Annotated in this window: 14 protein-coding genes; 8 read left to right on the forward strand and 6 right to left on the reverse strand. The window is 33.0% G+C overall.

Annotated elements, in window-relative coordinates; translation table 11 throughout:
- Positions 1–12 precede the first annotated feature (12 nt).
- The 4 genes from ilvC to ilvD all read right to left on the reverse strand — a co-directional run bounded on the left by ilvC (position 13) and on the right by ilvD (position 4,893).
- Positions 13–1,017 (reverse strand): ketol-acid reductoisomerase, encoded by a 1,005-nt coding sequence (gene ilvC / locus LPC11_RS04280; protein ID WP_002466254.1) that lies wholly within the window; start codon positions 1,015–1,017, stop codon positions 13–15.
- A 132-nt stretch (positions 1,018–1,149) separates the two neighbouring features.
- A complete protein-coding gene (locus LPC11_RS04285) occupies positions 1,150–1,392 on the reverse strand; it encodes an ACT domain-containing protein (RefSeq protein WP_231307364.1) in 243 nt (80 codons plus the stop codon).
- Complete coding sequence (gene ilvB, locus LPC11_RS04290; RefSeq protein WP_041614024.1) at positions 1,392–3,167, reverse strand: biosynthetic-type acetolactate synthase large subunit; 1,776 nt, start codon at positions 3,165–3,167, stop codon at positions 1,392–1,394. Before ilvB ends, LPC11_RS04285 begins: the two co-directional genes overlap by 1 nt.
- 37 nt (positions 3,168–3,204) lie before the next feature.
- Entirely contained in the window at positions 3,205–4,893 is a 1,689-nt protein-coding gene (gene ilvD / locus LPC11_RS04295) for a dihydroxy-acid dehydratase (protein WP_231307365.1), read from the reverse strand.
- A 442-nt stretch (positions 4,894–5,335) separates the two neighbouring features.
- Between ilvD and tsaE the strand changes: the two genes are divergently transcribed.
- From tsaE to tsaD, 4 genes are read left to right on the forward strand one after another with little or no spacing between them, the layout of a single operon-like run.
- The gene (gene tsaE, locus LPC11_RS04300; protein WP_023373264.1) at positions 5,336–5,782 is read left to right on the forward strand and encodes a tRNA (adenosine(37)-N6)-threonylcarbamoyltransferase complex ATPase subunit type 1 TsaE; all 447 of its coding nucleotides are present in this window, start codon (positions 5,336–5,338) and stop codon (positions 5,780–5,782) included.
- Complete coding sequence (tsaB, locus tag LPC11_RS04305) at positions 5,779–6,441, forward strand: tRNA (adenosine(37)-N6)-threonylcarbamoyltransferase complex dimerization subunit type 1 TsaB (RefSeq protein WP_023373262.1); 663 nt, start codon at positions 5,779–5,781, stop codon at positions 6,439–6,441. Before tsaE ends, tsaB begins: the two co-directional genes overlap by 4 nt.
- An 11-nt stretch (positions 6,442–6,452) precedes the next feature.
- On the forward strand, positions 6,453–6,878 hold the full coding sequence (gene rimI, locus LPC11_RS04310) for a ribosomal protein S18-alanine N-acetyltransferase (protein ID WP_374101328.1): 426 nt from the start codon (positions 6,453–6,455) through the stop codon (positions 6,876–6,878).
- The gene (gene tsaD / locus LPC11_RS04315; RefSeq protein WP_023373258.1) at positions 6,871–7,908 is read left to right on the forward strand and encodes a tRNA (adenosine(37)-N6)-threonylcarbamoyltransferase complex transferase subunit TsaD; all 1,038 of its coding nucleotides are present in this window, start codon (positions 6,871–6,873) and stop codon (positions 7,906–7,908) included. The genes rimI and tsaD overlap by 8 nt, the downstream gene beginning before the upstream one ends.
- A gap of 53 nt (positions 7,909–7,961) precedes the next feature.
- On the opposite strand, the gene LPC11_RS04320 is transcribed toward tsaD, so the two are convergent.
- The gene (locus LPC11_RS04320; RefSeq protein ID WP_023373256.1) at positions 7,962–9,584 is read right to left on the reverse strand and encodes a MutS-related protein; all 1,623 of its coding nucleotides are present in this window, start codon (positions 9,582–9,584) and stop codon (positions 7,962–7,964) included.
- Positions 9,585–9,934: 350 nt separating this feature from the next.
- Positions 9,935–11,869 carry an ABC-F family ATP-binding cassette domain-containing protein gene (locus tag LPC11_RS04325; protein WP_023373254.1) on the reverse strand — a complete coding sequence of 645 codons (1,935 nt, stop codon included), beginning with the start codon at positions 11,867–11,869 and terminating at the stop codon, positions 9,935–9,937.
- A 265-nt stretch (positions 11,870–12,134) separates the two neighbouring features.
- Here LPC11_RS04325 and LPC11_RS04330 point away from each other — a divergent pair, with 265 nt between their 5' ends.
- From LPC11_RS04330 to LPC11_RS04345, 4 genes are all read left to right on the forward strand, one after another.
- Positions 12,135–12,779 (forward strand): redox-sensing transcriptional repressor Rex, encoded by a 645-nt coding sequence (locus LPC11_RS04330; protein WP_023373252.1) that lies wholly within the window; start codon positions 12,135–12,137, stop codon positions 12,777–12,779.
- A gap of 26 nt (positions 12,780–12,805) precedes the next feature.
- Positions 12,806–13,111 (forward strand): hypothetical protein, encoded by a 306-nt coding sequence (locus tag LPC11_RS04335; RefSeq protein WP_023373250.1) that lies wholly within the window; start codon positions 12,806–12,808, stop codon positions 13,109–13,111.
- 171 nt (positions 13,112–13,282) lie between these two features.
- Positions 13,283–14,371: a YeeE/YedE family protein gene (locus LPC11_RS04340; protein ID WP_041613620.1), complete on the forward strand. Its 1,089-nt coding sequence runs from the start codon at positions 13,283–13,285 to the stop codon at positions 14,369–14,371.
- A gap of 12 nt (positions 14,372–14,383) precedes the next feature.
- On the forward strand, positions 14,384–14,608 hold the full coding sequence (locus LPC11_RS04345) for a sulfurtransferase TusA family protein (protein WP_002452012.1): 225 nt from the start codon (positions 14,384–14,386) through the stop codon (positions 14,606–14,608).
- Positions 14,609–14,745 lie beyond the last annotated feature (137 nt).

Below are 14,745 nucleotides of genomic sequence, written 5' to 3' on the forward strand. Positions count from 1 at the left end.
CTCCTTAATCCATTACTTTTCAATGCTTTTTGATTTAATAAATGGCATCATATCACGTAATTTACGTCCCACTTTTTCAATTGGATGTCCAGCTTGTTCTTCGCGCATTTTATAGAATTCTTTAAATCCATTTTTATTATCTTCAACAAAACTATTAGCAAATTTACCGTTTTGAATATCTGTTAATACAGCTTTCATATTGTCTTTGACATCTGGTGTGATGATACGACGACCAGATACATAGTCACCATACTCTGCAGTATTAGAAATTGAATAACGTACATTATCCATTCCGCCTTCATACATTAAATCAACGATTAATTTCATTTCATGTAATACTTCAAAATAGGCTAATTCTGGTTGATAACCAGCTTCTACTAATGTTTCAAATCCACTTTGAATTAATTTGTGGATACCACCACATAGCACAGCTTGTTCACCAAATAAATCTGTTTCTGTTTCTTCTTTAAATGTTGTTTCAATTACACCAGCTCTTGTAGATCCGATACCTTTTGCATAACTTAGTGCAATATCTCTTGCATGACCTGTAGCATCTTGTTGAACACCAAATAATGATGGTACAGCACTACCTTCTTCAAATGTACGTCTAACTAAGTGGCCTGGTCCTTTTGGTGCAACTAAGAAAACATCAACATCTGCAGGGGGTTGAATAACACCAAAATGAATATTAAAACCGTGAGCAAATGCAAGGGCATTACCAGCCTCTAAATTTGGTTCAATTTCTTTTTTATATACATCACCTTGGATTTCATCTGGAATTAAAACCATGATAACGTCAGCTTGTTTCGTTGCTTCTGCTACAGGATATACATCGAAACCATTTTCTTTAGCTTTATCAAAAGAACGGCCTGGACGGATACCGATAACAACATCATATCCGTTATCTTTTAAGTTTTGCGCATGAGCATGGCCTTGTGAACCATAACCAATCACTGCAATTTTTTTACCTTCTAAAGCGTCTGTTTTAACTGATTCATCATAATAAACTGTTGTCATAATACATTCCTCCAAAATAATTAAAAATTAGCAATATTCCGAAAATTATAATGAGTGATAAACATAGGATGATAGCTGTTCGGTTAATATGCTTTTTTAGAACACTAGCGCATCGAAGTTTTACCATTTATATTAAGCAGAGTATTGTTCTACATTTAAAACGTTTATTTGTTGTTGTAATTTGTTTAATAAAATATTTAAAACATTCTCATCTTCAATATTTACAATAAGTTCCATATCTGAAATGTTAGGATTATCGTCACGTTTTTTTACATGTAATTCTTCAATATTATATTGCAATCTGACGAATGCACTTGTAATTCTATTTAAGGTGCTTACCTGGTTCATTACTTCAAATTTTAAATGTCTTTTCATTAATATCCCTCCATTTCATTATTAGCTTTACCACTTGGAATCATTGGATTAACTGGTTCAATAGGAGAGATACGGACTTCAATAAGTGCTGGACCTTCATACTTAAATGCTTCATCAAGTTTAGATTTAAGTTGGTCTGGTTGATCAATTAAGAATCCTTTAACGCCATAAGCTTCCGACATTTTAATGAAATCAGGTTGATCATTAAATACTGAATGTGAAAAACGTTGCTTAAAGAACTTATCTTGCCACTGTTTAACCATACCTAATGTATCGTTGTTGATGAGGACAATTTTAATATTTAAACCATATTCTGGTAAAAGTGCCATTTCTTGATTTGTCATTTGGAACCCACCATCTCCGACGAAACAAACGACTGTTTTATCTGGTGAAGCGAGTTGTGCACCAATAGCAGATGGAATACCGAATCCCATAGTACCTAGACCGCCACTAGTTACCCATTGACTGTGACTTTTGAATGGATAGAATTGTGCTGCCCACATTTGGTGTTGACCCACATCTGTTGTGACAATGGCGTCACTATTTGTGATTTTTCCAATGTATTCTATTGCCTCTTGAGGTTTACAAAAGATGTCTTTGTCATCTTTGTCATATTTAAATGGGTGATTGGCTTTATTTGATTGACAGTATTGTAACCATACATCATGTGATGGAACATTAACTTGAGCTGTTTCAAGTTGTTCTAGCACATTTTTACAATCTGCCACGATACCTAAATCAGTGGCTATGATTTTGTTGATTTCAGATGGATCTATATCTACATGAACCACTTTGGCATTAGGCGCAAAATCATCTGGTTTACTGGCAAGTCGATCGTCAAAACGACTACCTAAGTTAATTAATAAGTCACACTCGGTTAATGCCATATTACTTGCGTATGAACCGTGCATACCTCCCATTCCTAAAAATAGGGGATGTTCGTAAGGAATAGCACCGAGCCCTAAAAGTGTTGTGACAGTTGGGATTTGATGTTGAGTAACAAATTGAGTCAGTAATTCATTAGATTTTGAATGATTGACACCAGCACCTGCTAAAATTAAAGGCTTTTTAGAATCATTTAAATATTGGACTAGTGTATTAATATCACTTGATTTAGCTACAGTATTAACTTGATATCCTGGTAAATCGATATCGTCAGATAATCCAACATTGGTAGATAATACGCCCATATCCTTAGGGAAGTCTACGACTACAGGACCTTTTCTACCAGAGTTCGCTACGTGAAATGCTTCGTGAACGATTCTAGGAATATCTTCTACTTTTTTTACTTGATAATTTTGTTTAGTAATAGGAGCGGTCATTGATAATAAATCTGCTTCTTGGAAAGCATCTTTACCAATACCTGGTGTCGCGACTTGTCCTGTAAAGACTACTAATGGTAATGAATCACTATGAGCATCAGTGATGCCTGTTATAGCATTCGTAGCTCCAGGACCACTAGTTACCACGACCACACCAGTTTTACCAGAAATTCTTGCATATCCTTCAGCAGCGTGTGTTGCACCTTGTTCATGTCTAGCTAAAATATGCTTGATTTTACCGTCATAAAATGTGTCATATAAGGGTAATACAGCACCACCTGGATAACCAAAGATAAAATCGACATCTTCATTTTGAAGTGCTTCAACTAATAACTCTGAACCAGGACGCATCTCATTTATAGTCTGACTCTTCATATATTCAGGTTTGCTAGATTCAGCAACTTTCATGGTATCTACAGGTTGGTTCGATGTTTCCGTATTTTGTTCTGACATATCACTAAGTTTAGTCATTAAAATCAACTCCTATTATTTAGATAAGGTTCTCAGGTACTTGCATAATGCCACCAGTATTGGCGCTTGTTACTAATGATGTATAACGGGCAAGATAACCAGTTTTAACCTTTGCTTTAAATGGTTCTAATTGTTCTCTACGACGATATAATTCCTCTTCAGGTTGATCAACATTAAGAGTACGATTTGTTAAATCGATTGTGATATCGTCACCATCTCGAATGAGTCCGATTGGTCCACCAGATGCGGCTTCAGGGGAAATATGTCCTACTGCAATGCCTCGTGTTGCTCCAGAAAAACGACCATCTGTAATTAATGCGACATCTTTACCCAATCCTCTGCCGACAATTGAAGAAGTAGGGGCTAACATTTCAGGCATACCTGGTCCGCCTTTAGGTCCTTCATATCTAATAACGACCACATGTCCTTCTCTTACTGTATGATTATCAATCGCTTCAACTGCTTCATCATGTGAATTAAAGCAAATCGCTTTACCAGTGAATGTTTTAATAGAAGGATCTACACCACCAACTTTGATAACTGCACCCTTAGGAGCCAGGTTACCAAATAAGATAGATAAACCACCTTCTTTATCGTATGGCTTTTCAAGGGAATGGATAACATCAAAATTTTTGATTTCTTTACCTTCATTATTTTCTCTTAAAGTTTTTCCAGTCACTGTAATTCTATCTGGATGTAATGTACCTTCTTTTTTCATTAATTCATTGATAATTGCTGGAACACCACCAGCTTCGTGTACATCATGCATTGAGTATGAAGAACTTGGTGCAATTTTAGATAAGTAAGGTGTTTTTTTAGCGACTTCATTAATACGTTCCAAATCATATTCAATGCCAGCCTCATTAGCAATGGCTAATGTGTGTAGTACAGTATTTGTAGAACCACCCATAGCCATATCAAGTGCAAATGCATCATCAATCGCTTCTTTGGTAACAATATCTCTAGGTTTAATATCATTTTTGATGTTTTCTACTAATCTAAATGCGGCTTGACGAATCATTTCACGACGTTGGTCACTAACTGCTAAGGCTGTACCATTATAAGGTAGTGCTAAACCAAGCACTTCCATGAGACAGTTCATTGAATTGGCAGTGAACATTCCTGCACATGAACCACAAGTAGGGCAAGCATTTTGTTCCATATCTAAGAATTCTTCTTTAGAAATAGAACCTTCTTTAAAAGCTCCAACCGCTTCAAACATAGAAGATAATGTTAATGCTTTACCTTGAGCAGATAAACCAGCTTTCATCGGACCACCTGAACAAAAAATTGCAGGTACATTAGTTCTCACTGCTGCTAGGAACATGCCTGGTGTGATTTTGTCACAGTTTGGAATATAAAACACACCGTCAAACCAGTGGGCATTGATGACAGTTTCTGCTGCATCAGCAATAATTTCTCTAGAAGGTAAGGAATATCTCATTCCAATATGACCCATCGCAATACCGTCATCTACACCAATGGTATTAAATTCAAATGGAATGGCGCCTGCCTCTCGAATAGCTTCTTTTGCAATATCAGCTAATTCTCTTAAATGAACATGTCCAGGAACAATATCAATATATGAATTACAAATAGCTACGAAAGGTTTGTTCATATCTGTTGGATTTTGAAGAGCGCCCGTAGCATGTAAAAGACTTCTTGCTGGAGCTTGGTGATCTCCTTTTTTGATCATGTCGCTTCGCATAATAAATTCCCCCGTATTTTTTGTACTATAAGAAAATAAAAAACGTCCCAATGATTATTGGGACGTTAAATAAGTCCCATTCAATTACAAATAGGACTTAAACATTTAGTAAATGAAAAAATTACTAAAGTTCGAGCCCTTGAGAGTATAATAAAATAATAATATTTGAAGTTGTCGTTGAATGTTGAGTTGTAAAATGTCTCATTTTATTATACTCCTTTCGTTGAATGGTTATTTATTCTAAATAGTTTGAATTGTTTTAAAATTTATAAACTTAATTTACTATAAGTCGAAAATGATGTCAATGATAATTTAGAATTTTCTAACAATTCTAAATCTATTTTGTTAAAAATATTTACGAAGAAATATAAGACAAAATTTGTTACACTTATTAAGTTAATATATTTCTTGAGTAGTTAAAAAGAAAATAGGAGAATGACCTATGATTAGTATTAAAGATAAAAATGAAATGAAACATTTTGCTACAAGATTAGTAGCACTAGTGCAACCTGGAGATTTAGTTTTACTTAATGGAGATTTAGGTGCTGGTAAAACAACATTCACTCAATTTATAGGTGAAGCTTTAGGAGTTAAACGAACAATCAATTCACCTACATTTAATATTATTAAGTCTTACAAGGGTAAAAATTTAAAGTTACATCACATGGATTGCTATAGACTCGAAGATTCGGATGAAGATTTAGGTTTTGATGAATATTTTGAAGATGATGCGTTAACAGTAATTGAATGGAGCCAATTTATTGAGGATTTATTACCTAATGAATCGCTGACAATAAATATTGAAGTGATTGATGAAATGAAGCGACACATCACGATAGAAGCTAAAGGCGAACATTATAAAGCAATGAAGGAGGCGTTAGAACAATGAAATTATTATTGATAGATACGTCCAATCAGCCTTTGTCTGTTGCATTAACAGATGGCAATGATGTGCTAGCTGAAATTACCAACAATTCAAAGACGAATCATTCAGTGCAACTAATGCCTATGATTGAACGTTTATTTAATGAAAGTAATATGTCAAAAAATGATCTTGATGGCATCGTAGTTGCTGAAGGTCCTGGTTCATATACTGGATTAAGAATTGGTGTGACGACTGCTAAAACGCTGGCCTATGCATTAAATTGTAAATTATATGGTGTTTCTTCATTAAAAGCTTTGGCAGCAACTATTAGTGAGAATAACAAACTTTTAGTACCCATTTTTGACGCAAGACGTGAAGCGGTATATGCAGGGATATATCAACAAAAAAATGGACTATTAGAAACTGTATTAGATGATCAGTATATTTCAATCAACGACTTGAAACAGAAATTACATGAACTTAATCAGCCCTATGTATATATCGGTGAAGATACAGTTAAATTAGCACATTTAATAGATGCTGAGGGGATTAATCAATTACCACAAGCGTCAGTGATGAGTAATTTAATTACCGAGCCCACTGAAATCCATAGTTTTGTTCCTAAATATCATAAAATAACTGAGGCGGAAAGAAATTGGATAGACCAACAGAAGAACAATTAAATATTAGAAGAATGAGTAAAGATGATGTTCCAGCAGTCTTTGACATTGAAAGAAGCAGTTTTAATGATAGTTCATGGTCAATTGATGCATTTTATCATGAAATCGAAAAGAATGAGTTTGCTAATTATTTTGTAATAGAATTTAATCAGACGATTATTGGATATTTAGGATTATGGGTTGTCATTGATCAAGCACAAATAACAACAGTTGCCATTACAGAGCATTTTAGAGGATATGGTTTAGGACAATTATTATTAAAATACGTTATGAATTACGCAAGTCATCAATGTGATGTCATGAGTTTAGAAGTTAGAGTGGATAATACAGTCGCTCAACATGTTTATCAAAATTTAGGTTTTCAATATGGTGGAAAACGAAAAAATTATTACGGAGAAGGGCAGGATGCATTAGTCATGTGGGTGAATTTACGTGAATAATCAACAGACATTAATTTTAGCAATAGAGACAAGTTGTGATGAAACAAGTGTAAGTGTTATTAAAAATGGTACAGAAATATTATCTAACACAGTGTTAAGCCAAATTGAAAGTCATAAGCGCTTTGGCGGTGTTGTACCAGAAATTGCTAGTCGTCATCATGTCGAAGGGATTACAACGACAATAGATACCGCTTTACAAACTGCAAATGTGACCATGAATGATATCAATGCTATTGCTGTAACTCAAGGGCCTGGACTTATAGGTGCGTTGCTCATAGGTATTAATACGGCGAAAGCACTTGCATTTGCATATGATTTGCCATTAATACCAGTTCACCATATTGCAGGCCATATTTATGCGAATCATTTAGAAACGCCATTAACATTTCCATTGATGGCTTTAATTGTTTCAGGTGGTCATACAGAATTGGTTTATATGAAAGATCATTTAAATTTCGAGGTCATAGGCGAAACAAGAGATGATGCGGTAGGTGAAGCCTATGATAAAGTAGCACGTACTATTGATTTACCATATCCAGGTGGACCTCAAATTGATCAATTAGCAGCTAAAGGCGAAGATACGTATCAATTTCCTAGAGTTTGGTTAGAAAAGGAAAGTTATGATTTTAGTTTTAGTGGACTAAAAAGCGCGGTTATTAATCAATTGCATAATCAACGTCAAAAAGGACAAGATATTGTACCAGAAAATGTAGCTACAAGCTTCCAAAACAGTGTTGTTGAAGTGTTAACGACTAAAGCTATACATGCTTGCAAAGCGTATAACGTTAAGCGGCTAATCGTTGCTGGTGGTGTGGCAAGTAATCGTGGATTAAGAGAAAGTATTGCTAAACAATGTGAAGACAATCAAATTCAATTAACCATACCTACACCGAAACTATGTACTGACAATGCAGCGATGATTGGTGCAGCAGGTCATTACCTTTATTTAGCAGGCATTCGTGGTGATATGTCAATGAATGGACAAAATAACATCGATATTGAAGATTTTTCAATTGAATCCTTATCATAATATAAAAGTCAGTAGTGCGAGATTAAATAGAATCTCATACTACTGACTTTTTATTATATATCCTTAACTTGTTGTTTGGCACGTTCATAAATATCAGAAGGGAATTGTGTCAGTCTTAACAATTCGATTGCATTTCTTGTATTAGCTTTACCTGGTTTGATTTTAAAGTCGAACGCAATGGAATCATCTTTAATTGATTCATTAAAGTGATAATTTGTATAAGATATATTTAATAAATTTGATAATTCAATATCATGAGTTGCTGCTAATACATAGTAATTAGGCAGATGAGATAAGTAGGTTAATACCGATTCGGAAGCGGCAATACGTTCTGTAGTATTGGTTCCTTTAAATATTTCATCAATGAAGCAGTATACCTGATTCTTTGTAGAAATATTGAATAACCGACGAATTGATTTTAGTTCAGCCATAAAATAACTATCTCCTGATAAGACATCATCCGCATTAGCCATAGATGTGTATACTAATCCGGGTACATATTTAAATTGAGAGGCTGTTGCAGTGTCAATTGTTTGAGCCAAAATAAGATTAAGTGCAACAGTCTTCATGAAGGTTGATTTACCAGACGCATTCGAGCCTGTTAATAAAATATTTCGATTGAGATTTAAATCATTTGGAACAGCATTGTTGATTAATGGATGTACAAGTTGATTAAATTCACATAATTGTTGATGAGTATTACTATTTTGAATGATTTCTGGTTCGCAATATTCTTGCAATGACTCTTGATATAGAGCAATGGCATAATGATTATCTAAATGGCCTATATAATCATAGCATTTTAATACTTCATCTATGTATTTATAGTAACTATGTTGAATAGTATGGAAAATTAAATAATCTAACATAAATATAGTTTTAATCAATAAAACAAAGGCTGATACAAAGTCAGTACTTTCGACTTTGGCTAATATGCCACTCAAATAACGTGCGGTTTTAAAGTGATTGAAATTGACGTCTACTTGTGGTGTTCCTTCTATCTCAGTAAGATTTTTACACTGTTTTAAAATATAAGAAGTATAAAAAATGGTTTTTAAATCTTGTTCAAATGTTCGTTTTAAACTGACCGATAAAATGATATTAATTATGCATGCCATGACGAATATCAGAATGCCATTTGACGCATCAAAGCATGTATAAATTAAAGAGATAATCGGTAATAATGGTGCTAGCATAAATATTTTTTGACACTTAATAGGTGTGAGTTGATCGGGAAAATGGGGATAAACACTTTTACCTACTAAACCTAACCGTAATGAAACTTGATTCCTAAACGATGTATCTTCTTTAAAACGTTTGAGTAATATTTTATTGTTTACTTTATACATCCTACGTAAAGTAGCATACATGCGCATTTCACCAAGAGCTGTGAAATTGAAATTCATACTTTGAAATAGGGCATCCATATTTAAGTCAGACCATGTCTTGTCATCTATAAGTTGATGTTCATTATAGTTATCACTATATGTTTGAAATTGATAATCATATTTCGCATTCGGTCTGATAAATTTTTCTATCTTTTCTTGTTTAGGCCATAAGCCGTTAATTTTATTAATGAACTGTCTTCTATTGATGATAGATGTAATAATACTAACGACTGTAGTTAAAATAATAATGCCTAATACAAATAATAAAAATAACTGTGCATCGTTCATTGAAAAACTCCTTTATATATAGTTATTTTAATTATTTCATATCACTTAATGTGAAACAATCAATGACAATAATGAGAAGTTAGAAGTTATGTCAATAGGGAACATGCGTACTTATCAACAATAAGTGCACAAGTTGTGGATAAGTGGTGTTGATTTTTGTGGATATAGTATATTTTTATCTGAATAACTTTAAAAATTGGTTACATATTACTTGTGGATAACTAGGATAACTCTGTGGATAGCTTTCATATAGGCAAAAATCATTGTTAATAATAATCAATAAAACATTAGAAAAAAGACACTAAAAAGTAGAAAATCTACTTTTTAATGTCTGGCAAAATAATGGTTATTTATAATTTTTCTTGTAATTCTTCCCATTCAATCATTGCTTGTTCTAATTCTTGTTCGGTGTTTGATTTTAATTCCGCTAATTCATTGGATTTAATAGGGTCGCTATAAACGTCAGGTTGTGTTAGTTGATAATCAATGTCTTCAATCTTTGCTTCACAGGATTCGATGATAGCTTCACGTTGTTCGATTTCACGTTCTATTTTGCGTTGTTCGCGACGACGTTGTTTTTGATTTTCATATGATGATGTTGATGTCTGATTTATATTTGAGTTATTTGTAGACTCAATTTTACTTTCTGCCTTAGCTTTTAGGGCAGCAGCTTCTTCTGTTTTTTCAATATAATATTGGTAATCACCAAGATACATTTTGCCACCATCATGATCTAAGTCAAATACTTTATTGGCTAATTGATTGATGAAATATCTATCATGGGATACAAATATTATAGTACCTGCAAAATGCTCTAAAGCTTGTTCTAACATTTCTTTCGAATCTATGTCGAGGTGATTGGTAGGCTCATCTAAAATAAGTACATTATCACGTTGTAACATTAATAAGGCTAGTTGTAGTCTTGCTTTTTCGCCACCTGATAAATCATTGATGATTTTTTTGACATCATCTTGTACGAATAAAAAGCGTCCTAATACTGCTCGAATATCTTTTTCGTTCATATTTGGATACTGGTCCCACACATAATCTAAAATGGTTTTATTTGATTTAAATTCAGCTTGTTTTTGATCATAGTAACCTATTTTCAAATTAGCACCAAATGTGACTTCGCCACCGAGTTGATGTTGTCTTTGAGCAATGGTCTTAATTAGAGTGGTTTTACCGACACCATTTGGCCCAATAATTGCGATGTGATCACCTTTGGATACTTCCATATTAATAGGTTTAGTAATAGGGGTATCATCATAACCAATTTCTAATTGTTTGATATGCATGACGTCATTTCCGGTATTTCTATCAAATCCAAATTGAATATTGGCACTTCTTGCATCAATCATAGGTTTATCTATACGTTGTATTTTTTCTAACGTTTTACGACGACTTTTTGCCATGCCACTTGTTGAAGCTCTTGTAATATTTTTTTCTACAAATGTTTCTAATCTTTTAATTTCTTCTTGTTGTTTTTCATATTCTTGCATACGTTTTTCATAATATTTATCACGTTGTTGAATAAATTTTTCATAATTACCAATATATCGTTTGACGCTACCTAAAGCGACGTCATAAACTTGTGTAACGATTTTGTCTAAGAAATATCTATCGTGACTGATAATGACAATTGCGCCTTTAAAGTAGCGTAAATAATCCTCTAACCATTTTGTGGTTTCTAAATCTAGATGGTTGGTAGGTTCATCAAGTAATAATAAATCTGGTTCATTTAATAACATTTGTGCAAGTGATAATCTTGTTTTTTGACCACCACTAAAGTCATTAATAGGTTTATTAAAGTCATCTTCATTAAAATTCAACCCATGAAGAACGGTTTTAATTTTACTATCATATTGATAACCTTCTAGTTGCTCAAATTGATTTGATAAAGATTCATATTTTTCCATGTGTGCTTGATAAGTTGGGGTTTCATACTCATCTGCATGAGCAGCTAACCAATCTGTTTCTTGTTTGATTAATAGTTCCATATTTTTGATATGTTCAAATGGTTTTGACATTTCTTCAAATACAGTGGCGTTTGAGTCCAGCGTCATTTGTTGTGTTAAATAGCCCATTTTAAGATTTTTAATCTTTGAAATATGACCACTATCATAATCTTCAACGCCAGCAATGATTTTCATTAGTGTTGATTTACCGGCACCATTTCGTCCAACAACGCCTATACGTTCGCCTGTTTTCACTTCAAAATCAACGTTAGTAAAGATATCTTCACCATCGAACGATTTAGAGATGTCATTAAGTTGTAAAAGTATCATCCGACTTCACCTTTCTAAATATGCGATATCATTATAAACTATACATATAGTTTGATATGTTTAAATTTTTATTTATCATATTAATATTTATTTTACAGTATTAAGCTGTGTCTTGAAACTAGGATATTTATTTTTAAATTTTATTAATGTATAATTAGCAAGTATTCATTGTAAACAATTATTTGGATTTTTATTGTTGCAAACATATATATACATAAAATTAATTAAAATTGAAACCGTTTAGCGTCGAAGGGAGACAAATAAAATGGCAAGTAACGTTAAAATTCCTCGAGCAACTTTAAAACGTTTACCGTTATATTATAGATTTGTGAGTAATCTAAAAACTAAAGGTATTGACCGTGTTAATTCTAAAGCTATTAGCGAAGCATTACAAATAGATTCAGCTACGATTCGTAGAGATTTTTCATATTTTGGCGAATTAGGTAAAAAAGGATATGGCTATAATATAGATAGTTTAATTGAATTTTTTAAATCTGAAATTAGTGGTAGCAATGATATTAAAATTGCAATTGTTGGTGTGGGTAACTTAGGTCGAGCATTATTGACATATAACTTCTCAATTCACGATGAAATGACAATTACTGAAGCATTTGATGTGAATCAAGATGTCATCGGTGAACAAGTAGGTCGTGTAGTTGTTAAAGATAGTAAAACTTTAAAACAAACGCTATCAAATCAAGATATTGATGTAGTTATTCTCACTACTCCTGAACATGTTGCGCAAAGTGTGACAGACGAGCTTGTTGAATCCGGTATTAAAGGTATAATGAATTTTACGCCAGCAAGAGTGACTACGCCAACTGATGTACAAGTACATCATATTGATTTAGGTATTGAATTACAGTCCTTACTTTTCTTTATGAGAAATTATGATGAATCAATGAAATAGCGTATTGATCATTAGGAGGACGCTTTATGAATGGTAAAATTTTGATTCAAGTAGGTTGTATGTATAAAGCACATTTACCTACATTGATATACATTCCTGGCCAATTGGAGTTGCAAAATCATACATTAGTTTTCAAGTCTTATTATACAAATCATAATCCTTTAAATTTAGATATTGATGTTAAAAAAATAATTCGTTACCAAGTACGTAAGGGATTATTAGGTCATAAATTATTTATTTATTATAACCAGACTTGGTATAAATTCAGTCAATTTAAAGCAAATGACTTACAAATGTTAGTTCATCATATAGACGAAATACAAGCGCTTTAAAATAGCGATAATTAATAGTGCATCTGATCGAGGTGTGCTATTTTTTTATTAAAGTAAAAGCTACATTCAATAAAGATATACAGTGGGAGAAATAATTTAGATAGTGAACTTGAAATATAACACTTTATCCTGTAAAATAACTTAGTATTTATATCGGAAAAGGGTGATAATGTGATTTGGATGATTATAAGCGGTTTGATTGTCGGTGTACTATTAGGATTCGTTATGCAACGAACTCGCTTTTGTTTAGCAGGCGGTTTTAGAGATATGTATGTACAAAAAAGTAATAAAATGTTCTATGCCTTGCTTGTTGCGATTACAGTTCAAAGTATTGGTTTATTAATTTTAACAAGTTTAGGCTTAGTTAATGTTCCAGCACATACATTTCCAATTGTTGGTACAGTTATCGGTTCTTTTGTCTTTGGCATAGGTATCGTATTAGCAGGAGGTTGTGCTACTGGAACATATTATAGAGCGGGAGAAGGTTTAATAGGTAGTTGGGTTGCACTTATATTATATGCATTAACAAGTGCTATGACTAAGTCAGGTATTTTATCGCCAGTTCTAAAAGTAATTAACCAACCCACAAATGTAAATGCAAGTATGGCAGATACATTGCATATTCCAAATTGGATTTTAGTCATTCTTACAACGATTATTACTTTAATATTAGTGACTAAAACACTTAGAAAACCTAAAGTAGCCGTTCCTAAATTAAAACAGAAGTATTCAGGTTTAAGACATTATTTATTTGAAAGAAGGTATCATCCATTTCTAGCAGCCATTGCAGTAGGATTAATCGCATTACTAGCTTGGCCAATGAGTAGTTCTACAGGTAGAGATTATGGATTAGGAATTACGACGCCTTCAGCCAATATTGTTAATTTCTTAATTACTGGAAATACAAAACTCATAGATTGGGGTGCATTTTTAGTTGTAGGTATATTCCTTGGTTCTTATATTGCTGCTAAAGGTTCAAAAGAATTCAAATGGCGTTTACCAGATAAGAAAACAATAAGAAATAGTGCAATTGGTGGTATTTTAATGGGCTTTGGAGCCTCTGTTGCAGGTGGTTGCTCAATCGGTAATGGTTTAGTTGAAACGGCAACAATGAGCTGGCAAGGCTGGATTGGCTTAGGTTCAATGATTCTAGGTGTATGGTTTATGAGTTATTTTATTTTTATTAAACCTATGAAACAATTACAACAATCGACTAAAAATCAACAAACAACAGTTAAACAACAAACACAAACGACATAAGGAGGATTTATAATGGTATATGAATTAGGCACAGTTGGGATGGTTTGTCCTTTCCCATTAATAGAAGCTCAAAAGAAAATGACTGAATTAGATTCTGGTGATGAATTAAAAATTGACTTTGATTGCACGCAGGCGACTGAGGCAATCCCTAATTGGGCGGCAGAAAATGGTTACCCTGTTACTAATTATGAACAACTCGGTGATGCATCTTGGACAATTACTGTTCAAAAAGCGTAAAGTAGTGAAAATATAGACAGAGCATCCTACATAGGGTGCTCTTTTTCATTTCATAGAACTAGAAAATAGTATTTAAAGCGATTACATGTGTGATAGAATAAATATAAGTTTTCCAAAATATGATGGGTGAGTAACTT

It is taken from the genome of Staphylococcus sp. HL28 (genome assembly GCF_021117155.1).
In the GTDB taxonomy this organism is placed as follows: Bacteria; Bacillota; Bacilli; order Staphylococcales; family Staphylococcaceae; genus Staphylococcus; species Staphylococcus warneri.

Bases quoted from the DNA above. Each gene is read 5' to 3' on its own strand.
- ilvC (WP_002466254.1), bottom strand. From the start codon at position 1,017: ATGACAACAGTTTATTATGATGAATCAGTTAAAACAGACGCTTTAGAA.
- LPC11_RS04285 (WP_231307364.1), bottom strand. From the start codon at position 1,392: ATGAAAAGACATTTAAAATTTGAAGTAATGAACCAGGTAAGCACCTTA.
- ilvB (WP_041614024.1), bottom strand. From the start codon at position 3,167: ATGTCAGAACAAAATACGGAAACATCGAACCAACCTGTAGATACCATG.
- ilvD (WP_231307365.1), bottom strand. From the start codon at position 4,893: ATGCGAAGCGACATGATCAAAAAAGGAGATCACCAAGCTCCAGCAAGA.
- tsaE (WP_023373264.1), top strand. From the start codon at position 5,336: ATGATTAGTATTAAAGATAAAAATGAAATGAAACATTTTGCTACAAGA.
- tsaB (WP_023373262.1), top strand. From the start codon at position 5,779: ATGAAATTATTATTGATAGATACGTCCAATCAGCCTTTGTCTGTTGCA.
- rimI (WP_374101328.1), top strand. From the start codon at position 6,453: ATGAGTAAAGATGATGTTCCAGCAGTCTTTGACATTGAAAGAAGCAGT.
- LPC11_RS04320 (WP_023373256.1), bottom strand. From the start codon at position 9,584: ATGAACGATGCACAGTTATTTTTATTATTTGTATTAGGCATTATTATT.
- LPC11_RS04325 (WP_023373254.1), bottom strand. From the start codon at position 11,869: ATGATACTTTTACAACTTAATGACATCTCTAAATCGTTCGATGGTGAA.
- LPC11_RS04330 (WP_023373252.1), top strand. From the start codon at position 12,135: ATGGCAAGTAACGTTAAAATTCCTCGAGCAACTTTAAAACGTTTACCG.
- LPC11_RS04335 (WP_023373250.1), top strand. From the start codon at position 12,806: ATGAATGGTAAAATTTTGATTCAAGTAGGTTGTATGTATAAAGCACAT.
- LPC11_RS04345 (WP_002452012.1), top strand. From the start codon at position 14,384: ATGGTATATGAATTAGGCACAGTTGGGATGGTTTGTCCTTTCCCATTA.